19 protein-coding genes and 2 tRNA genes are annotated in these 19,665 nt (G+C 67.9%); 11 read left to right on the forward strand and 10 right to left on the reverse strand.

Annotation, left to right across the window (positions count from 1 at the left end; all coding sequences use genetic code 11):
* The first annotated feature begins 153 nt into the window (after positions 1–153).
* Entirely contained in the window at positions 154–1,101 is a 948-nt protein-coding gene (locus J2W14_RS10885) for an endonuclease domain-containing protein (RefSeq protein WP_307462253.1), read from the forward strand.
* Positions 1,102–1,407: 306 nt separating this feature from the next.
* Here the strand turns inward: J2W14_RS10885 and J2W14_RS10890 are convergent.
* Positions 1,408–1,495 (reverse strand) — tRNA-Ser (locus J2W14_RS10890).
* Positions 1,496–1,664: 169 nt separating this feature from the next.
* On the opposite strand from J2W14_RS10890, the gene J2W14_RS10895 reads away from it, so the two are divergent.
* From J2W14_RS10895 to J2W14_RS10925, 7 genes are all read left to right on the forward strand, one after another.
* Complete coding sequence (locus J2W14_RS10895) at positions 1,665–2,648, forward strand: NAD(P)H-quinone oxidoreductase (RefSeq protein ID WP_307462255.1); 984 nt, start codon at positions 1,665–1,667, stop codon at positions 2,646–2,648.
* Positions 2,649–2,777: 129 nt separating this feature from the next.
* Positions 2,778–3,308 carry a PadR family transcriptional regulator gene (locus tag J2W14_RS10900; protein ID WP_307462258.1) on the forward strand — a complete coding sequence of 177 codons (531 nt, stop codon included), beginning with the start codon at positions 2,778–2,780 and terminating at the stop codon, positions 3,306–3,308.
* A gap of 198 nt (positions 3,309–3,506) precedes the next feature.
* Positions 3,507–5,807: a carbon starvation CstA family protein gene (locus J2W14_RS10905; RefSeq protein WP_307462260.1), complete on the forward strand. Its 2,301-nt coding sequence runs from the start codon at positions 3,507–3,509 to the stop codon at positions 5,805–5,807.
* A gap of 13 nt (positions 5,808–5,820) precedes the next feature.
* Entirely contained in the window at positions 5,821–6,012 is a 192-nt protein-coding gene (locus J2W14_RS10910) for a YbdD/YjiX family protein (RefSeq protein WP_307462262.1), read from the forward strand.
* A 171-nt stretch (positions 6,013–6,183) separates the two neighbouring features.
* On the forward strand, positions 6,184–6,885 hold the full coding sequence (locus J2W14_RS10915) for a bacterial proteasome activator family protein (RefSeq protein ID WP_307462263.1): 702 nt from the start codon (positions 6,184–6,186) through the stop codon (positions 6,883–6,885).
* 7 nt (positions 6,886–6,892) lie between these two features.
* Positions 6,893–7,348, forward strand: a complete 456-nt coding sequence (locus tag J2W14_RS10920; RefSeq protein ID WP_307462265.1) for a hypothetical protein — start codon at positions 6,893–6,895, stop codon at positions 7,346–7,348.
* A 107-nt stretch (positions 7,349–7,455) separates the two neighbouring features.
* Positions 7,456–8,301: an aldo/keto reductase gene (locus J2W14_RS10925; protein ID WP_307462268.1), complete on the forward strand. Its 846-nt coding sequence runs from the start codon at positions 7,456–7,458 to the stop codon at positions 8,299–8,301.
* Positions 8,302–8,432: 131 nt separating this feature from the next.
* Here the strand turns inward: J2W14_RS10925 and J2W14_RS10930 are convergent, their stop codons facing one another.
* The 3 genes from J2W14_RS10930 to J2W14_RS10940 all read right to left on the reverse strand — a co-directional run bounded on the left by J2W14_RS10930 (position 8,433) and on the right by J2W14_RS10940 (position 10,140).
* Positions 8,433–8,810 (reverse strand): hypothetical protein, encoded by a 378-nt coding sequence (locus tag J2W14_RS10930; protein ID WP_307462270.1) that lies wholly within the window; start codon positions 8,808–8,810, stop codon positions 8,433–8,435.
* Positions 8,811–8,940: 130 nt separating this feature from the next.
* Positions 8,941–9,120, reverse strand: coding sequence for a hypothetical protein (locus tag J2W14_RS10935; RefSeq protein WP_307462273.1), 180 nt, complete (start codon positions 9,118–9,120; stop codon positions 8,941–8,943).
* Positions 9,121–9,159: 39 nt separating this feature from the next.
* Positions 9,160–10,140 carry a hypothetical protein gene (locus J2W14_RS10940; protein WP_307462276.1) on the reverse strand — a complete coding sequence of 327 codons (981 nt, stop codon included), beginning with the start codon at positions 10,138–10,140 and terminating at the stop codon, positions 9,160–9,162.
* Positions 10,141–10,213: 73 nt separating this feature from the next.
* Here J2W14_RS10940 and J2W14_RS10945 point away from each other — a divergent pair, with 73 nt between their 5' ends.
* Complete coding sequence (locus J2W14_RS10945; protein WP_307462279.1) at positions 10,214–13,102, forward strand: cation-translocating P-type ATPase; 2,889 nt, start codon at positions 10,214–10,216, stop codon at positions 13,100–13,102.
* A gap of 22 nt (positions 13,103–13,124) precedes the next feature.
* Here the strand turns inward: J2W14_RS10945 and J2W14_RS10950 are convergent, their stop codons facing one another.
* The 6 genes from J2W14_RS10950 to tmk form a co-directional block, all read right to left on the reverse strand.
* Positions 13,125–13,622 carry a hypothetical protein gene (locus J2W14_RS10950; protein ID WP_307462282.1) on the reverse strand — a complete coding sequence of 166 codons (498 nt, stop codon included), beginning with the start codon at positions 13,620–13,622 and terminating at the stop codon, positions 13,125–13,127.
* 81 nt (positions 13,623–13,703) lie between these two features.
* Positions 13,704–14,207, reverse strand: coding sequence for a hypothetical protein (locus J2W14_RS10955; RefSeq protein WP_307462284.1), 504 nt, complete (start codon positions 14,205–14,207; stop codon positions 13,704–13,706).
* 153 nt (positions 14,208–14,360) lie between these two features.
* Positions 14,361–14,433 (reverse strand) — tRNA-Thr (locus tag J2W14_RS10960).
* A gap of 97 nt (positions 14,434–14,530) precedes the next feature.
* Positions 14,531–16,096 carry an alpha/beta hydrolase gene (locus J2W14_RS10965; RefSeq protein ID WP_307462287.1) on the reverse strand — a complete coding sequence of 522 codons (1,566 nt, stop codon included), beginning with the start codon at positions 16,094–16,096 and terminating at the stop codon, positions 14,531–14,533.
* 109 nt (positions 16,097–16,205) lie between these two features.
* Positions 16,206–17,348, reverse strand: a complete 1,143-nt coding sequence (locus J2W14_RS10970) for a DNA polymerase III subunit delta' (protein WP_307462289.1) — start codon at positions 17,346–17,348, stop codon at positions 16,206–16,208.
* Positions 17,345–18,001, reverse strand: coding sequence for a dTMP kinase (gene tmk / locus J2W14_RS10975; protein ID WP_307462294.1), 657 nt, complete (start codon positions 17,999–18,001; stop codon positions 17,345–17,347). Before tmk ends, J2W14_RS10970 begins: the two co-directional genes overlap by 4 nt.
* 88 nt (positions 18,002–18,089) lie before the next feature.
* Here tmk and J2W14_RS10980 point away from each other — a divergent pair, with 88 nt between their 5' ends.
* Together J2W14_RS10980 and J2W14_RS10985 are read left to right on the forward strand one after the other, a co-directional pair.
* The gene (locus J2W14_RS10980) at positions 18,090–19,298 is read left to right on the forward strand and encodes a trans-sulfuration enzyme family protein (protein ID WP_307462295.1); all 1,209 of its coding nucleotides are present in this window, start codon (positions 18,090–18,092) and stop codon (positions 19,296–19,298) included.
* A gap of 9 nt (positions 19,299–19,307) precedes the next feature.
* Complete coding sequence (locus J2W14_RS10985; protein WP_307462298.1) at positions 19,308–19,664, forward strand: DUF2516 family protein; 357 nt, start codon at positions 19,308–19,310, stop codon at positions 19,662–19,664.
* Position 19,665: the final 1 nt, after the last annotated feature.

Here is a 19,665-nt window from a genome sequence, read left to right on the forward strand (position 1 = left end):
GCATCCGGCTGCCAACACATGCCAGCACCTACCTGCACCCGCAGCCACCTCCGGCGCGCCGATGCCATCCGACCGGTTCCACGCCCCCAGCCCCCGCGCCGGGGCTGTGGATAACCCGACGCGGCCCGCGCCGCGTTGTGGCCTAATGGGCCCATGGCAACAGCAAAACCGCTGCCGGAGGAACTAGCGGCACGGTCCTTCACTATCAGTGAGGGCAGGCTGAGCGGCATTTCCCCGTGGCGGGCCAAGGCGAAGGACATCCATGTGCCGAGCCGCGGCATCCGTGTGCCGGTCGGACCGCAGCAGTCGTTGCTGGAAAGGGTGCGGCCATACACGGAACTGGGGACGCCCGACACTGTCAGCTACTACTCCGCGGCCGCCGTCCACGCCTTCAAGCTCCCGGGCAGCCTGGCGGAAGGGCGTTCCACGACAAGGTCAGGCCTGCTGGACCTGACCAGGGCGGGGTCCGCCGCTCCCCGCCGGAAGGGCGTTGTCGGTCACCGCGCCATGCTGGAGCCCGCCGATATTGTCATCGTGCAGGGCGTCCCGGTCACCTCAATTTTCCGGACACTGCTGGACCTCGCCGGGACGGGCGCGCTGACGCTCGAGGACCTCGTTGTCATCGCGGACGACCTCGTTTGCGAGCATGTGCGCTACCTGCACCCGCGGACCGCGCGCATGACGTTGGAGGAGCTTCAGCGCTATGCCGGGAGCCGCCGCCCGGTGGCGGGTCTTCGCCTGCTGAGGAAGTCGCTCGGGCTGGTCCGCGTAGGCGTCGACTCGCCCCCGGAGACCAGGCTCCGCCTGCTCTTTGGGCGCTCCGGGCTCCCGGCGTTTGAGCCGAACTACGTGCTGCTGGATGAACAGGGCACTCCGCTGTGGATCGACCTGGCCTGCCCTGAATTCCGACTCGCGGTGGAGTACGACGGCGGCCATCACCTTACGCCTGAGCAGCAGCTCGCCGATGCGTTGCGTAACGAACGCACCGTCGGCGCGGGCTGGCGGCAGCTGGTAATCAACAAACTCGACGTCCGGAGTGGTGACGACTGGGTGCTGACGCGGGTGCGGCGGGCCCTCCGGGGTCAGGGATGGTCCGGATAGTCACGCCCAGCGGATGATCACCCATCGCACCGCGGGGGCAGATCGGGGCGCATCCGCGCTGCGCATCCGCCCTGATCTGCCCACTGCCCGGCTACGTGCCCCCGTCCGCGCTGCGCATCCGCCCTGATCTGCCCACTGCCCGGCTACGTGCCCCCGTCCGCGCTGCGCATCCGCCCTGATCTGCCCACGGCCCGGCTACGTGCCCCCGTCGGCGCCCCACAGGCGTCCGCTCTGTACCGCCCGCCGGCCCGGCACGCAAAAATGCCCCCGGTTCCGCCGTAACAGCGGAACCAGGGGCATTATTCGCGGAAGGTAAGAGATTCGAACTCTTGGTACGGGGTTACCGCACACTGGTTTTCAAGACCAGCTCCATCGGCCGCTCGGACAACCTTCCCTAACGAGTAGTGTTTCATAGGCAGTCGGCAGCAACAAAAAATGCGGTTGCGCTCGCGGACACGGATATCTCCCGCGCCTACTCTGGGAGAATGCTCTTCGGGTGTGGGGTGCCAGGTGCGTCCCTGCATGGAGTTGCAGCAAGTTTATTTACGAATCGGGAGTTGTCCATGAAGGCCGTCTACATTTCAGAGCCGGGCGGACCCGAGGCCCTGGTGGTCCGGGAGGTCCCGTCCCCCGTGCCCGGCACCGGCGAGGTGCTGATCGACGTCGTCGCCGCGGGGCTCAACCGCGCCGACGTCCAGCAGCGCAAGGGACACTACCCGCCCCCGCCCGGGGCCTCGGACATTCCCGGACTGGAAGTCTCGGGCCGGATCGCCGGCTTCGGACCCGGCGTGACCAAGCCGTTCTCCGTGGGGGATAAGGTCGTCGCCCTGCTGGCCGGCGGCGGCTACGCCAAGCAGGTGGCCGTTCCGGCCGGCCAGGTCCTGCGGGTCCCCGACGGCATCGACCTTGTCACCGCCGCATCGTTGCCGGAAGTGGCCGCGACGGTCTATTCCAACCTGATCATGACGGCGCAGCTGCAGCCGGGCGAGACTGTCCTCATCCACGGGGCAACCGGCGGCATCGGCACGATGGCCATCCAGCTCGCGAAGGCCTTCGGCGCCGTCGTCGCCACCACGGCAGGAACGGCGGAGAAGGTCGGCACCGCCAAGGCCTTCCTTGGTGCCGACATTGCCATCAACTACGCCGAGGAGGACTTTCCGGAGAGCCTGCGTGCGCAGAACGGGGGCAAGGGCGCCGACGTCATCCTCGACGTCGTCGGGGCCAAGTACCTCACGCGGAACGTGGACGCGCTGGCGGACTACGGCCGGCTGGTGGTGATCGGGCTGCAGGGCGGGGCCAAGGGTGAACTGGACCTGGGCAAGCTGCTGAGCAAGCGCGCCGCGATCATCGCCACGGCGCTGCGCCCGCGGCCGGTGGAGGAGAAGGCCGTGATCATGGACGCGGTCCGCGACGCGGTCTGGCCGCTGCTGACCGACGGTAGGATCCGGCCGCTGGTGGCAAAGACCTTTCCGCTGGAGCAGGTTGTTGCCGCGCACCGGTACTTCGACTCCGGTGACCATGTGGGAAAGATCCTGCTGGTCCTCTAGGAGATATTCCGGTTATGGCATATCCCGAATTGCTTCGACGTTGCGAATCACTGTAGTGTAATTCCATACGCGGTATACACGCGTCTTGGGGCGCGTGTATGCTTCGTCCCGCTACCCTCCGGGAGCAACATGTCCATCCGTCACAGCCTCCTGGCCCTCCTGCAGGACCGGCCACGCTACGGCTACCAGCTGCGGATCGAATTCGAGGACCGCACCGGATCCACCTGGCCCCTCAACATCGGGCAGGTCTACACCACCCTCGACCGCCTGGAGCGCGACGGCCTTGTCCGCAAGGAAGGCGCCGACGGCGAGGGCCACGTCGTCTACACCATCACCCCCGAGGGACGCGCCGAAGTCCGCGCCTGGTTCACCTCGCCGGTTCCGCGGACCAGCCCTCCCCGGAACGAACTGGCCATCAAGCTCGCCCTCGGGCTGACGCTGCCCGGCGTCGACGTCGGCGCCGCCATCCATGCCCAGCGTGCCGTGTCCATCCGGGCCCTGCAGGACTACACCAAGGCCCGCCGCGATATGGCATCCCAGCACCGGTCCACGGACACCGCCCTGGTGCTGGATTCGCTGATCTTCCAGACCGAGGCCGAGGTGCGGTGGCTTGACCTCTGCGAGGCCAGGCTCATGCAGCTGGCCGGCCCGTCCTCCTGAGGTCCGCCCGTCCCAGATACCTGCGGGTAACACCCGGCGGTAACAGCCCCGCCGTTCGGCGCGTTGGCCCGACCGTTCGCCGCGTCCTGGGGGCCGTCTAGCGCAAAGCCGTATCCATGGATCGCCGGGGTTGGTAGGGTGCCTTGGGGCACATCTGTCGAGTGGATTTGCCCGGTTTGGGTTTCTCAAGGAGGAGACATGGGCACAATGCCAGATGGCACGTCAAAAAACTTACTGGTCGATGACGGCATAACGCCGGATCCGGCCTTGCCGCCCACAGCCGTGGACGAGTCCGTGCGCGAGGCCGAAGAGCGCAAATGGACGCCGACCAAGATTGCCATCTGGGCGGCAATCTCCCTGCTGGGCGCCGTGGCATGGTTCATGCTCGCGATTGTCCGCGGTGAAACGGTCAACGCCATCTGGTTCGTGTTCGCGGCAGTGTGTACGTACCTGATCGGCTACCGCTTCTACTCCAAGGTGATCGAGCGCTTCCTGCTCAAGCCCAACGACCGCCGGGCCACCCCCGCGGAGTACAAGGCCGACGGCAAGGACTATGTCCGTACGGACCGCAACGTCCTGTTCGGCCACCACTTCGCCGCGATCGCCGGCGCCGGGCCCCTCGTAGGCCCGATCCTCGCTGCCCAGATGGGCTACCTCCCCGGCACCATCTGGATCATCATCGGTGTCGTGTTCGCCGGAGCAGTCCAGGACTACGTCGTGATGTTCTTCTCCATGCGCCGCGGCGGACGCTCCCTGGGCCAGATGGCCCGCGAGGAACTCGGCGTCATCGGCGGCACCGCCGCGCTGATCGCCACCCTGCTGATCATGGTGATCATCGTCGCCATCCTGGCCCTCGTCGTCGTCAACGCCCTGGCCGAGAGCCCGTGGGGTGTCTTCTCCGTCGGCATGACCATCCCGATCGCCCTCTTCATGGGCGTCTACCTGCGCTTCATCCGCCCCGGCAGGATCATGGAAGTGTCGCTGATCGGCTTCGTGCTGCTCATGGCCGCCATCATCGGCGGCGGCGTCGTCGCCGCCACCGAATGGGGCGACGCCCTCTTCACGCTGGACAAGGTCACCATCGCCTGGGCCATCATCATCTACGGCTTCATCGCCGCCATCCTGCCGGTCTGGCTCCTCCTGGCGCCGCGTGACTACCTCTCCACCTTCATGAAGATCGGCGTCATCGTGATGCTGGCCTTGGCCGTCATCGTGGTCCGCCCGGAAATCACCGTCCCGGCCTTCAGCGAATACGCCAGCCGCGACAACGGTCCCGTCTTCCCGGGCTCCCTGTTCCCGTTCCTCTTCGTCACCATCGCCTGCGGCGCGCTCTCGGGATTCCACGCCCTGATCGCCTCCGGCACCACACCGAAGCTGATCGAAAAGGAACGCCAGACCCGCTACATCGGGTACGGCGGCATGCTGATGGAGTCCTTCGTGGCCGTCATGGCCCTCGTCGCGGCGATCTCCATTGACCGCGGGCTCTACTTCGCAATGAACTCCCCGGCAGCCCTCACCGGCGGCACCGTGGAAACCGCGGCCGCCTGGGTCAACAGCCTCGGACTGTCCGGCGTCAACATCAGCCCGAACATGCTCGCCGAGACGGCTGCCAACGTCGGTGAGGACAGCATCGTCTCCCGCACCGGCGGAGCCCCGACACTGGCCGTGGGCCTTGCCCACATCATGCAGCAGTTCATCGGCGGCACCGCCATGATGAGCTTCTGGTACCACTTCGCCATTATGTTCGAGGCGCTGTTCATCCTCACCGCGGTCGACGCCGGCACGCGCGTTGCCCGCTTCATGCTCCAGGACTCGATCGGCAACTTCGTGCCGAAGTTCAAGGAGCACTCCTGGCGTCCCGGCGCCTGGCTCTGCACCCTAGTCATGGTCGGTGCCTGGGGCGCCGTGCTGCTGATGGGCGTCACGGACCCGCTGGGCGGCATCAATACGCTGTTCCCGCTGTTCGGCATCGCCAACCAGCTGCTGGCTGCTATTGCACTGTCCGTCTGCCTGGCCATCGCGGCGAAGAAGGGTTCCTTCAAGTACCTCTGGATCGTGGCGATCCCGATGGCCTTCGCAGCCGTCGTGACCATCACAGCCAGCTACCTGAAGATCTTCTCCTCCACTCCGGCAGTCGGCTACTTCGCCAACAACGCCGCCTTCTCCAAGGCACTCGAGGAGGGCAAAACCTCCTTCGGCACGGCCAAGACCGTCCCGGCGATGGAAGCCGTGATCCGCAACACCGCGATCCAGGGCTGGCTCTCGGTCATCTTCGTGGTGCTCAGCATCATTGTCATTACGGCGGCCCTGGTTGCCACGTCCAAGGCATTCCGCAATGCCAAGGCCGGCCTGGCCACCACTAGCAACGAGGATCCGGCGCTGCCGTCGCGTGTCTTCGCCCCGGCCGGCCCGGTTCCCACGGAATCCGAGCGGGCGCTCGTGGCCCAGTGGAACCAGCTGCCGGCGGACAAACGGACCGAGAAGTCCGCCCACCACTGATGCGGAGGAACAGATGAACGCTTTAGTTGCAGGTTTCCGGGGATTCGCCCGGTACCTGGGCGGTGTCATGGGTGCGGATGCGTACACGAAGTATCTGGCGCACCATGCCGAGGCCGGCCACGGCACCCAGCCGATGACCGAGCGGGAGTTCTGGCGTGACCAGACGGACCGTCAGGACACCAATCCGCAGGGCCGGTGCTGCTGACCGGTTTCGGCTGAGCGGCGTCGCCGCTGTCTGAGGGCGCCGCCGGGCACATTAGTGCCCGGCGGCGCCCTCAACCGTTTGTTGCGCCGTTTGTTGCGCTGTTCATTGGGTCTGCGTCGGAGCCCGGCGGCTGCCCCGCCCCGCGGCCCGGGCTCGTGAGAGTATGAAGCCATGAGCGATCCGCACGACACTCAGCCCGGCGGCGGGACCCCCCTTGAGGGCGCCACCCTGGACCCCCGGCCGGACAGCGACGACGGAAAAGGGGCCCGGGATCAGCCGCTGGAGCCCGGACAGCCCGGGGGACTGCGGGGCCAGGGACAATCCGTCCAGGCCGGGGCGCCCGCGGGGGGACGTCCCAAGACCAGCCAGCTTCAGGACCTCGTTGACGAACCCGCGAAGGTAATGCGGATCGGCACCATGATGAAGCAACTGCTGGACGAAGTGAGGTCCGCCCCGCTCGACGACGCGGCGCGGGTCCGGCTGGCAGAAATCCATGAACGCTCCATCAAGGAACTGGAAGACGGCCTGGCGCCGGAACTGGTCGAGGAGCTGGAGCGCATCACCCTTCCCTTCCCCGCGGACGGAACCCCCTCGGATGCGGAACTGCGGATTGCCCAGGCCCAGCTGGTCGGCTGGCTGGAGGGCCTCTTCCACGGCATCCAGACCGCCCTCGCGGCCCAGCACGCGGCCCGGGACCACGCCGTAGCGCAGGCACAGCTCCGGCAGTTGCCGCCCGGAACTGTGATTGCGCCCGGAGTCGTTATCGGCGAGAACGGGGAACCCCAACGCGCCGCGGCACCCAGGCCCGGCGCGGATCACCCGCAGCCTGTCGTCCCCGTGGACCCGGACCACGGTCCCGGCCAGTACCTTTAAGGCACCCTTGGGATTCTTCAGCGCCGCTCGGCAGGGGCGGAAAGACGACGTCGAACTCGGTAAGGGCCTCTGGCGCCGCGCCCATGACCGGTTCACCCGCGGCCTCGACCGCTACCACCAGGTTCTCGCCGGGGTGGAGGACGATGCCCTCTATGACGAACTCCTGGAGATCGCCAACGAACTCACGGCGCTCTCCGGGCGGGTCCGGCAAATCTGCGTGGAGGCCCAGCGGCGTTCACCCAGCGAAGGACTCGACATTCCCGGGAGCCTGGCCGGAGTCCACCGCGCCCTGTCCACTGCCGGCAACTCCCTGGCGACCACGGCCGAGGCAGCCGCGATGCTCCGGCTCGCCGTCGGCCCCGTCCCCGCCGGTGCGGTGTCGGTGCGGCGCCGCGCCGAATCGGTGCTGGAACAGGTCAACGACGCCGAACGCCAGCTCGCGGAGGCGGCCGCCACCGACTGAGGGCTCCGAACTGACCCTGGCTAGGGCGGAAAATTCCCGGTTAAGCGCCTAGCTTAGCTACGCCCTTTAAGCTGGCGGTATGCCGAGGACGTTGGCAGGATGGCGGGATGACTTTTTCACCGGTACTGACTTTCAATGATGGCAACACCATTCCCCAGCTTGGCTACGGAGTGTGGCAGGTTGAAGACGACGTCGCCGAGAAGGTGGTTGTCCAGGCCTTCGAGGCAGGCTTCCGCCACATCGACACCGCCAAGATCTATGGCAACGAAGCAGGCGTGGGCCGGGCGATCGAGCGCTCAGGCCTCAAGCCCGAGGAAATCTTCATCACCACCAAGCTGTGGAACGCGGACCAGGGCTACGAGTCCACGCTGCAGGCCTTCGAGGAATCCATGGACCGCCTCGGCCTGGAGACCCTGGATATGTACCTGATCCACTGGATGCAGCCCAAGCAGGACAAGTACGTGGACACCTGGAAGGCACTCATCGAGCTGCAGAAGCAGGGCCGCGTCAAGACCATTGGTGTCTCGAACTTCACCAAGGAGGGTCTGCAGCGTCTGATCGACGAGACCGGCGTTGTGCCGGCCATCAACCAGATCGAACTGCACCCCTTCTTCAACCAGTCCGAGCTGCGTGAATTCAACGCCTCCAAGGGCATCCTCACCCAGGCCTGGTCGCCGCTGGGCCAGGGCGGCGAGCTGCTGGAGAGCGCTGTCATCGGCCAGATCGCGGCCAAGCATGACGCCACGCCGGCGCAGGTTGTCATCGCCTGGCACCTTGCCATCGGCAACGTGGTCATCCCCAAGTCCGTGACCGAATCCCGCATCCGCGAGAACTACGCCGCGCTGGACGTCAGCCTGGACGAGACCGATGTGCAGGCCATCAACGGCATGGACAACTCGGCCGAGGGCGCCGGCCGCATCGGCGCCGACCCGGCAGTCTCCGACTTCGCCTAAGGCCTAGACGGAGGAACAGCCGGCAGACCCGGCGTGAACCGCAGCAGGGCCCTCACCCGCACCGGGTGGGGGCCTTTCTGCTGCCCGTTACCTCCGCGGTCCCGGGCTGGCGGCGTCGGGTTATAGCCGGCTCACACTCTGGCGAACCCTGAGCCAAGGTCGTGAAGGATCACGGTCCCGCCCAGCAGCTGCGTCTTGGCCGTGAGCTGTTCCAAAACTGCCTCGGTGACTGCACCGAAGATTTCAACGGTCAGAAGTTTGACGAGAGGCGCAATCGGCGGGAACAGCGGGCCAGCTACCTTCATGTGAAATTCGAGCGACGCTACGTCCTTGTGGATGTGAAGGACACTCATCCGGCTGCCGTCGCCCGAGAAGTAAACGTTGTAGGCGCTGATCCGCGGCTCATTGGCTTCGACGAAGCTGGCAAGGTGCGCCATTTTGACCTTAAGTGTGCCAAGCTCCCCGGGGCGCACCTCGGAGGTATCGAGATACACAACGAAATCACTCATGTTGCCCTCCGCTGGGCCAGGCCCGAGGCGCCCTGAGAAGACGTCCCGGTACCATTATTCGCCGGGCTCAAACCTCTGTCGAGGCACCCCTGACGACCAGGCCCGGCTCCAGCAGCAACCGCTCAGCACGCTAGGCGGCCCTGCGGCCTTCCTGCACCGGCACCGCGTCAATGATGGCCCAGCCGTGCTCGTCGGCCACCCGGCGGCTGGCGAAGCGTTCGGCGTCGGAAACGTCGTCGAAGGTCTCGGTGCGGATGCGGCCGCAGTCCGTATCCAGGTACGTGACTTCAAAGTACTGGTTGGTTTCCATGCATTAAGTGTGGCGCCGGCCTCCGACACTTTCCGGTCATCAGTGCGGTGTGTTGCCCAGCCGCAGCACCCGTTCCCGGGCAAGGTCCTCGGTGCGCCGCGTCTTCGCCGCCGCCCGTGCGGCCTGCTGCGCCCGGGCGGCGGCCAGTTCCCGCCGCTTCCTGGCAGCCTTGAGCTCCTGCTCGCGCTCGGCGAGCTGTTTCCGCAGCGTATCCACCGCGTCGGCGAGGCCTGCGGCCAGGGCCGCGGACTCGGCCAGCTCCTCCTGTTGCTGCCGGGATTCCTGCGCGGCCGCTGCGGCGGCATCTTCGGCATCCTTGAGCAACGCCCGTGCCCGTTCCAGCGCGGAGGGTGTGGACCGCCGAGGTTCCTGCCGGACAGCGCGCAAGCGGGGTTGCTCCGCCGCTTTCCCGGCTGCAGTCCCGATGCGGGCCGCGGTTCCGGCCCGAACCGCCTCCCCGGCTGAACCGGCGGGGACCGGTTCGGCCTCCGCGGGAAGCACCAGGCCGGGCAGTGCGACGGCGCCTGAGAGATCCACCACGTCCACGCCGTCGGCGGACAGCCCCCGGAGCAGGCGGCCGGACTGCACGGCGGCCGCGGCCCCCGCATCCGCTGTCGCCGCGCGCAGGGTCGCCTCCACCTCCGCCGCGATCGCACCGCTGATCTTCCGCCCCTGCTGCTCGGCGACCTCCCTCGCTGCCTTCACCGCGCTGCCCAGCAGTTGACGCCGTTCCTGTCCCAGCCGTCGGAGTTCCGGGGCGTCGAGCGACAACTGCGCCGCACGCATGGACGTGCCCAGCCCGGCGAGTTGCCGGAGGGTCTCCGGCCGGCGGGCAGCGAGCATGTTCACCGTCCACGCCGCCACGGACGGTTTCGGCAGGGACCGCAGCTCCGCGGCGAGGGTCGGCTGCTCCTTCGCGGCAGCCGCGTCCTTGGCAGCAGCTGTCCGGGCGGCGACAAAATCGTCGAACGGGAGGGCATAGAGCCGTGCCGCAACGTCCGCCAGCGTCTGCTCTCCCATGCAAGAATCATAGAAGCCCGGTCCGAGGCTACGCCGCCGCCACCGGGCGGTTCTGACGGATAGGGGCACACAATTGAGTGAACCACTTAGCGGTGTCGCGCCTGACACGTCGCCGCGCAGTCTTTCCATCCCGGCCGCGGGGGCCCCCGCCGGGGCCCTCCCGTGGCACCTCCGCCGCGCCCTCGAGGCCCTGGACACGCTCGAGGTCAGCCCGGAGACCGGGCTGGACTCGGACGAGGCGGATCGGCGCCTGGCACTCTACGGCGCCAATGAACTCCGTTCCGCACCTCCGGTGCCGCTGTGGCGGAAGATCCTCCGGCAGTTCCAGGACCCGCTGATTTACCTGTTGCTGGCTGCCATCGCCATCTCGGTTGTTGCCTGGGCGGTGGAAGGTGCCGCCGGTGTGCCGGTTGACGCCCTCGTGATCGGGGCCGTGGTCCTGTTCAACGGCGTCCTGGGCTTCGTGCAGGAAAACAAGGCCGAGAGCGCGGTCGCGGCGCTTCGCATGATGACGGCAGCGAACTCCACGGTGCTGCGGGACGGCCAACTAAAAACCGTGCCGTCCGCGGAACTGGTGCGCGGTGACATCCTGGTCCTCAACGAAGGGGACTCCGTCGGTGCCGACGCCCGGCTGATCACGGCAAGTTCCCTGGGCGTTGCCGAGTCCTCGCTGACCGGCGAAAGCGCCCCCGTCTTCAAGAGCCCCAGGGTCCTCAGCGGTGACGTCCCCCTCGGCGACCGGCTGAACATGGTTTACAAGGGGACGGCCGTGGCGCAGGGCGTGGGCCGGGCCGTGGTGACCGGAACCGCGATGGACACCGAGGTCGGCGCGATCGCGGGAATGCTGGCCGCCGCCGAGGACGCCCCCACGCCACTGCAGCGCGAAATCGCCGGCGTCAGCAAGCTGCTCGGCATCACCGTGATCGCGATCGCCGTCGTCGTGATGGCCACGATCATCATCGTCAACGGGGTGTCGTCGCTGAGCGGGCTCGTCACCGTCCTGCTGCTGGGGGTCTCGCTCGCCGTGGCCGCCGTGCCCGAAGGTCTGCCCGCCATCCTGTCCGTGGTGCTCGCCATCGGCGTCCAGAACCTGGCCAAACGCAACGCCGTGGTCAAGGAGCTGCACTCGGTGGAAACCCTTGGCTCCGCCTCGGTCATCGCCTCGGACAAAACCGGAACGCTGACCCGCAACGAGATGACCATCTGCAGGATCACCACCGCGTCCGGCCAGGTCGAGCTCACCGGCGTCGGGTACCGGCCGGAGGGCGGTGTGCTCCACCACGGCCACGAAGTCCGTGATCCGGCCCTGCTCCGCGAGGCACGCATGGTGCTGGCCGGGGGCTCCTTCGCCAACAACGCGCAGCTGCTGGAGCGCGGCGGTGAATGGGAGATCCAGGGCGACCCGACGGAAGCGGCGTTCCTCGTCGCGGCCCGCAAGCTTGAAGGGGTCACGGACACGACCGGGGAGTTCGAGCGCCTTGGCGAAATTCCCTTCACCTCCGAGCGGAAACTGATGTCCGCGCTGGCCCACCACCGCGAGGCCGACACGCTGTCCCTCGTCACCAAGGGTGCCCCGGACGTCCTGCTGAAACGCTGCACCGGGCTGCAGCTCGGAGCGGAAGTTGTTCCGATGGACGCGGACCGCCGGGCCCGGGCGCTCCGCGACGTCGAGGAGCTCTCGTCCCAGGCCTTCCGCACGCTCGGCGTGGCCTACCGCCGATACACCGAAGCGGACCGTCACGAAGCGGACATCCTCGACGAGGAGGACGAGAGCACGCTGGTGTACGTCGGCGTCGTCGGAATCCTGGACCCGCCCCGGGCCGAGGCGGCCTCCGCGGTGGCCGAGGCACGGCGGGCGGGCATCCGCGTCGTGATGATCACCGGGGACCACCCGCTCAGCGCCGCCCGGATCGCCCGGGACCTCGGGATCGCCAGACCGGGGGAGCAGGCGGTGACGGGCGCGGAGCTGGACGAACTGGACGACGACGGGCTGCGCGAGCTCACCCGGGACACGTCGGTGTACGCGCGGGTGGCACCGCAGAACAAACTGCAGATCATCACTGCCCTGCAGGCCCAGGGCAACGTAGTGGCGATGACCGGGGACGGTGTCAATGACGCGCCGGCCCTGAAAACCGCGGACATCGGCATCGCCATGGGCGTCACGGGCACCGAGGTCACCAAAGAGGCCTCGAACATGATCCTCGGCGACGACAACTTCGCCACGATCGTCTCCGCGGTGCGCCAAGGCCGGGTCATCTTCGAGAACATCGAAAAGTTCCTGCGCTACCTGCTCTCCTCAAATATGGGCGAAGTGTTCACGGTCTTCCTTGGCGTCGTGTTCGCCGGGGCCATGGGCCTGGCCGGAGCGAGCCCCGGCGAAGTCGCGGTGCCGCTGCTGGCGACGCAAATCCTGTGGATCAACCTTGTGACCGACTCCGGCCCCGCCCTGGCGATGGGCGTGGACCCGGAAATTGACGACGTCATGGCGCGCCGGCCCAGGCAGCGCGGCGACCGGATCCTCGGCACACGAATGTGGCTGGGTATCCTGAGCATCGGCCTGGTCATGGGTGTTGCGTCGCTGCTGACCATCGATATCTTCCTGCCCGGCGGGCTGGTCCCGGGCGGCAGCGACTCACTCGACGTCGCACGGACCGCCGGCTTCACCACCCTCGTGTTCGCCCAGCTGTTCAACGCCTTCAACTCCCGTTCGGAGACGACGTCGGCCTTCCGCCGGCTCTTCGTGAACAAATGGCTCTGGGGGTCGGTGCTGCTGGCTACGGTGCTTCAGGTGGCGGTCGTCGAGCTGCCCTTCCTGCAGCGGGCCTTCGGGACGGCGTCCCTGGACCCCGGCCACTGGGCGGTCTGCGTTGCGATGGCCTCGACCGTGTTGTGGTTCGATGAGCTTCGCAAGATCGTCCTGCGGGCGGCCGGGCGGCGCCGGGAGGCGCGCACCGGCGGGTGAGGATCGACGCCGGTACCCGCTGCTAAGCGGGCTTGCGGATACTCAGGAACGCCCATACCGCGACCAGCAGACCGCCGAACGCCAGCAGGATCGCGCCGGGCAAGCCGCGGCCGTCCCGGCCGGAGGCCTGCGTCGCTATGGCGGCAGGATCCGCCGTCGGTGTTGGCATTGGTGCGCCGCCGGAGGGGGAGGCCGGTGCAACTTCCGCTGGCGGGAGGGCACCGGGTTCGGCGGCCGGTGTTCCCTCCGGCGTAGCTGCCGGGGCTCGGGCTTCGGAAATCCGCGGCCCAGGGACGGTGACGGACGGGATCGACGGGGATGCCGGCACGGCAGCGGCGCTGGCTGTCGGGACAGGTGCCGGGACGGGACGGTTCGGGGGCGTCGGGCAGTCGCGCGCCGGAACGCTGACTCCCTTGGGATCGCAGGGGGCGGCGGTGGCCGGCAGGGCGAGGATCAGCTGGGGTAAGGCCAGCATCAGCGCAGCCGTGACGGTGTAGCCTGCCCCCTTTGTGGTCTTCACCCGATCCATCCTAGGGGTGCGGAAGCCGTCACCCTGACCCTGGCGGGGGACGACGGCGCCAGGGTGCAAGTGTAAGCCGCATCAGCGCGGGAGCCGCCCAAGGTCGCGGACAACGAACCGCTGGGCAGGTGTCTCAAACTCGGTGACGACCCCGTACTCGGTGTCAACGAACGCCGACCCGGTGAAACTGGGGTCTTCCATGTGGACGAGGGACAGGCGGACTCCCGTGGCGTCCGCCTCGGCTCCCACCACCCGGAAGTTGTCCTGCAGGCCTCCCCAGATGGGCATGGACAGGGGGAAGAACGGCACGATTTCCTCCGGCAGATAATCGTCTCTGTCACGGGGGATCCGCTGGACATCGCCTGCGCGGCTTTGGATGGTGCCGCCGCCTGAGGGCGTGAACGAATAGGCGTTCAGCCCGTCCGTGAAACTCCAGGTCATGTCACCGTAGTGGACCTCCGCCTGGGCGGACCGGCTGCCCCCTGCCCGGTCTTCGATGTGAACGCTGCCAGCGCACGGCGGCCGCAGCCGGGAGCTCCGCACGGCGGCCAGAATCAACAGCAGGGCATTGAAGGATTCATCCACGGCGACGTCCTCTACCTGGGGAACAGCGGGCAGGCCACTTGGTGCCAACCTATCCGAAGAAAGCGCTTGGCGCTGATCCGTTGCCGAGGTCCCGGACGTGCTCGGAGAACGACAGAACCCCCGGAAATCATTGATTTCCGGGGGTTCTTCTCGAGCTTCCTGCCAGAATCGAACTGGCGACCTTCTCATTACGAGTGAGACGCTCTACCAACTGAGCTAAGGAAGCAACAGCCTAGAGTGTCCGGGCGGTGGCCCGGGCGCTTCATGCCAGAGACAACTGTAGTAGAGTCCTCCGGCCCGGGTCAAAATGAGTGCCTGACGCCTCAGCAGACCGTGTTGTCTGCCGGAGTCTTGCCGTCGACCAGGTAACCGTCCACGGCATTGCCGACGCAGTCGTTGGAGCGGCCGTAGGCCGTGTGGCCCTCGCCCTGCCACGTCAGCAGCGAGGCCTTACCCAGCTGCTTGCGCAGCTCGCTCGCCCATTCCACCGGGGTCGCCGGGTCGCCGGTGGTGCCGATCACCAGGATGTCGTTCGAGCCTTTGTATTCCACCGGCGCCGGCGTGCGGACGTTCTGGTACGGCCACTCCTTGCAGCTGGTGCCGCCGTAGGCGAAGTACTTGCCGAACGTGGGCGAATCCAGCCGGAGTTGCTGGTCGTCCGCGCGCATCCCCGCAGTGTCCGTAACCATCGGGTGGTCCAGGCAGTTGATGGCGCTGAAGGCAAAGGTGCTGTTCGACGAATAGCTGCCGTTGGGTTCACGTTCGGCATTGAAGTCGGCCAGCCGCAGGAACGGCGAGGCGTCATTCTTCAGGGCCGCGCCGAGGGCCTGCGTGAGCAACGGCCAGTTGTCGTCGTTGTACAGCGGGACGATCATGCCGGTGACCAGGGTGGACGCCGAGACCATCCTGCCGTCCTTGGCGCGCATCGGATTCGCCTCCACCGCCGCGATCAGGTCCCGGATCTGCTCGATCCCGTTGTCAACCCCGCCGCTGAGCGGGCAGCCATCGGACTGGAGGCATTTTTCGACGTAGGCGCGGAGGGCTTTTTCAAAGGCCTTGGCCTGACCGCTGGTGAGTTCCTCATAGCTGAGGGAGGGGTCCATCGCGCCGTCCAGGACCATCGAGCCGACGTTGTCGGGGAACAGCGAGGCGTACGTCGAGCCGAGGAATGTCCCGTAGGAGAACCCCATGTAGTTCAGCTTCGTGTCGTTCAGGGCAGCACGCAGGATGTCGAGGTCCCTGGCGGAGTTCTCGGTGTCGACCTCGCCCAGGACGGCCCCGGTCTTTTCCTCGCACTTGGCGGCGATCGCCTGGTTGTCCGCCAGGGTTTCGGCCAGGCCGGCGTCGGTGTCCAGGTCGTAGATCTTCGCGCGGGAGGCGTCGCGTTCCGGATCCGTCAGGCAGGTGACCGGGGCGGAGCGCTTCACACCGCGCGGGTCGAAGCCCACGATGTCAAAGTTGGCGCGGAGCTTCTCCGAGAAGTGCGTGGCTCCGGCGTCCTTGACGAAGTCGTAGCCGGAGCCGCCGGGTCCGCCCGGGTTGATGAGCAGGCTGCCCTTGCTGTTGCCCTTCGTGGAGAGCTTGATCGCCGCGATCTCGATGCTGTCGCCGTCGGGATTGCTGTAGTCCAGCGGCACCTTGATCTTGGCGCACTGGAGGTCCGACTCGCAGGCGGTCCAGTCGGCCTTCTGCGCGTAGTAGCTGCGGAGTTCGGCGGGCGCGGAGGCCGCGATCTCGGGATTGGGGGTGCTGGCGCTGTTGGCCCCGCCGTCGCCGGCTCCGAACAGGGTGCACGAGGAGAGCACCACGGCCAGGGCCATGGCGCCGGCTGCCCGCATGCCGATCGCAAGGGATCGGGATCTGGCGGGCACTGCTCGTGCAGACTTCATGCGGTTCTCCTTGGAGGATCGGAACGGAGGGGGCTGGCACTTCACACCGGACCGGTGCTGGGGGCTGGGCTGATGGTCGGTTCACCGGGGACGGTTACTCTATGATCCCTCAGATGAGGCTTGCGGCCATCGACTCGATGGCCAGCAGCGGTGCCACGTTGGAAGTCGTGATCCGTTTGCGGGCCTTGTTGATGGCGTCCATGCGGGCAAGTGTTGTTTCGGCGGAGGACTGGCGGGCGAACTCCACGAGTTCGCTCCTGAGTTCAACGTTGACCAGCTCGACGGCGTTCCCCATCTGGATGATCAGCACGTCCCGGTAGAAGGACAGCAGATCGGTCAGGGTGCGGTCGAGGGAGTCGGTCACCGAACGCTTGGCGCGGCGCTTCTGGTCGTCCTCGAGCTGCTTGACCTGCCCGCGCATGGCCGGCGGCAGCGTGCCGCTCTCGGGCGCGCCGAGGGTGGCGAGCAGCGCGGCTTTTTCCGCCGCGTCGCGCTCGTCGTTGGAGCTGTTGGCTTCCTCGGTGGCGATCTTGACGAGCTTTTCCGCCATCAGCACCGCGGCGGTGACGCCCCGGAGGCCCAGCGGGAACCGCACGGTTTCGAGCCGCCGCTCGCGGGCTTCGGGATCCCGTGCCAGCCGGCGGGCGATCCCGACATGGCTTTGCGCCGCCCGGGCCGCACGTTCGGCGACGGCGGGGTCGACACCGTCGCGCTTGACCAGCAGGGCCGCGACGTCGGCCGCGGGCGGGAGCCGCAACGCCACCGCCCGGCACCGGGAGCGGATGGTGACCAGCACGTCGGCCGGGGAGGGCGCGCACAGCATCCAGATGGTGCGGGGGGTCGGTTCCTCGATCGCCTTCAGGAGCACGTTGGTGGTGCGTTCCGCCATGCGGTCCGCGTCCTCCACGACGATGATGCGCCAGCGCGCCGAGGACGGCCGGTTCCCGGCTGTGGAAACCAGCTCGCGGGCCTCGTCGATGGTGATGGTGACTTTCTCGGTGCGCACGAACGCGACGTCGGAGTGGGTTTCCCCCAGGATGGTCAGGCAGGCCGCGCATTCGCCGCAGCCGCGCCGGCTGACATCGTCCTGGTCGCAGTTCAAGGCGGCGGCGAAGGCCTTCGCCGCGTTGGACCGCCCGGAACCCGGCGGGCCGGTGAAAAGCCACGCATGGGTCAGGCCGTCGCCCCCGGCAGCCTGGCGCAGTTGGGCCACGACGGCGGGCTGGCCCTGGAGGTCGTCCCAGACGCTCATGCGGTCACGCCCCGGGGGAGCGCCAGCAGCGACTCGACCCGTTCGAGGATCCGCACCGCCAGCTGCTCGACCGGGAGGCGGGCGGGAAGGACGAGATACTGCTCGGGCCGGGCGGCGGCGAGGGCGAGGAACGCGGTGCGGATCCTGGCGTGGAACTCGTCCGCCTCTGATTCCAGCCGGTCTTCGGCCGCGTCGCCCGCGGTGCGGCGGCGCCGGCCGACCTCGGGGTCAACGTCGAGCAGCACGGTGAGGTCCGGGAGCAGGCCCGAGGTGGCCCACTCGTTGATGTCGCGGACGGCATCCGTGCCCAGATCCCGGCCGGCGCCCTGGTAGGCGACGGAGGAATCGATATAGCGGTCGGTGAGGACGATCTCGCCTCGTTCCAGGGCCGGGCGGATGACCTGGCTGGCGTGGGCGGCGCGGGAGGCCGCGAAGATCAGGGCTTCGGTGTGCGCGTCGATGTGTCCGTGGCCGTGGTCCAGGACCAGGGAACGGAGCTTTTCGCCGATCGGAGTGCCGCCCGGTTCCCTGGTCCGCAGCACCTTGAGGCCGCGCGATTCAAGGGCCGACGCCAGCTCGGCTGCCTGCGTGGACTTGCCGGCGCCGTCGCCGCCTTCGAAGGCGATAAACAGTCCGGGATTATGGGTAGTCACTGCTCTAGCGTACCGACAATCCCTGACAGCCACGTGCCTGCCCGTAACGCCTTGGGCGCCCTGCGGGGCGCCGAAGTACCCTGTGACCATGAGTCTTTCCGATGCACAGGCAGCCTCCCTCTCCGCAGAAACGGTTGTGGTGGCGGCGGGCCGCCCGCCGCGTGAACGCGACCAACCGGTCAACCCCCCGCTGGTGCTCTCCTCGACCTATTACGGCACGGGACCGCTGGGCGACGGCGACCGCGGCTACGGCCGGTATTCCAACCCCACCTGGGACCCCTTCGAGGAAGCCCTCGCCCAGCTGGAGGGCGCCGAGCTCCCCGGCCTGCTCTATGCGTCCGGCCTCGCCGCCGTCAGCTCCGCACTGTCCCTGGTTCCTGCCGGGGGAGTGCTGGTCATGCCGTCCCACAGCTACGCCGGATCCCTGGTGATGGCCACGGAACTGGCCGCGAAGGGGTTCCTGGAACTGCGCACCGTGGACATCGCGGACACCGACGCGGTCCTGGCGCAGCTCGCCCCGGCGGACGGGCGCCCGGCCAGCATGCTCTGGCTGGAGAGCCCCACCAACCCGATGCTGGGCGTCGCGGACATCCGCGCCCTCACAACCGCCGCGCACGCGGCGGGCGCCGTCGTCGTCACGGACAACACCTTCTCCACCCCGCTCGTGCAGCAGCCGCTGGCGCTGGGCTCCGACGTCGTCCTGCACTCGGTGACGAAATACCTCTCCGGCCACTCCGACGTTGTGCTGGGCGCCCTGGTGACGTCCGACGCCGGATTGCGCGCCGCGCTGCTGCACCAGCGCACCATCCACGGCGGGATTGCCGGGCCCTTCGAGGCCTGGCTGGCGCTGCGGGGGCTGCGTACCCTGGCCCTGCGGGTCGAGCGTTCGCAGGCCTCGGCGGCGGTGCTGGCCGGGCGGCTGAGCACGCACCGCAGGGTCGGCAGCATCCGGTTCCCGGGACTTCCCTCGGACCCGGGCCACGAACGGGCCAGGAGCCAGATGAAGGGCTTCGGCTCCGTGCTGTGCATTGAAATGGCCCCGATCGCCAGCGGCGACGGCGGTCACGAAGGCGGCCTCAGCGGGGCCGATGCCGCGGACAAGATGATCCGGGCCCTGAAGCTGTGGCTGCCGGCCACCTCCCTGGGCGGGGTGGAGTCGCTGATCGAACGGCGGCGCCGGCACACGGCCGAGCCGGCCAGCGTGCCAGACAACCTGGTCCGGATGAGCGTGGGCATCGAAAACGTCGAGGACCTTTGGGCCGATTTGGAGCAGGCCTTGGCCGGCTTGGACGGCTAGGCTGGGGGCATGGATGGACGAGCGCTTATTTACTATGTCGAGACCGGGATCTACTTTCTCCTGGCCCTCGTAGCCCTGGCCCTAGAGGTTTGGGCTTTCTTCGATTGCCTGCGGCACAAGGCGAACGCATTTGAAGCCGTCTCCAAGCGCACGAAAACTTTCTGGCTGGCCGTCACCGGCGGCGCCATGGCCGTGGGCCTGCTCTCCCTGTTGGGCGGCGGAGGCGGAGGCCTCCTGGGGCCGCTGGGACTGTTCGGCCTCGCCGCCGTGACGGCGGCCTCCGTTTACCTCGCCGACGTCCGCCCCGCCGTCAAGGACGCGGGCCGCGGCGGGAGCCGCAACACGGGGCCCTACGGCCCCTGGTAAT

Source organism: Pseudarthrobacter oxydans (genome assembly GCF_030812335.1).
In the GTDB taxonomy this organism is placed as follows: Bacteria; Actinomycetota; Actinomycetes; order Actinomycetales; family Micrococcaceae; genus Arthrobacter; species Arthrobacter oxydans_B.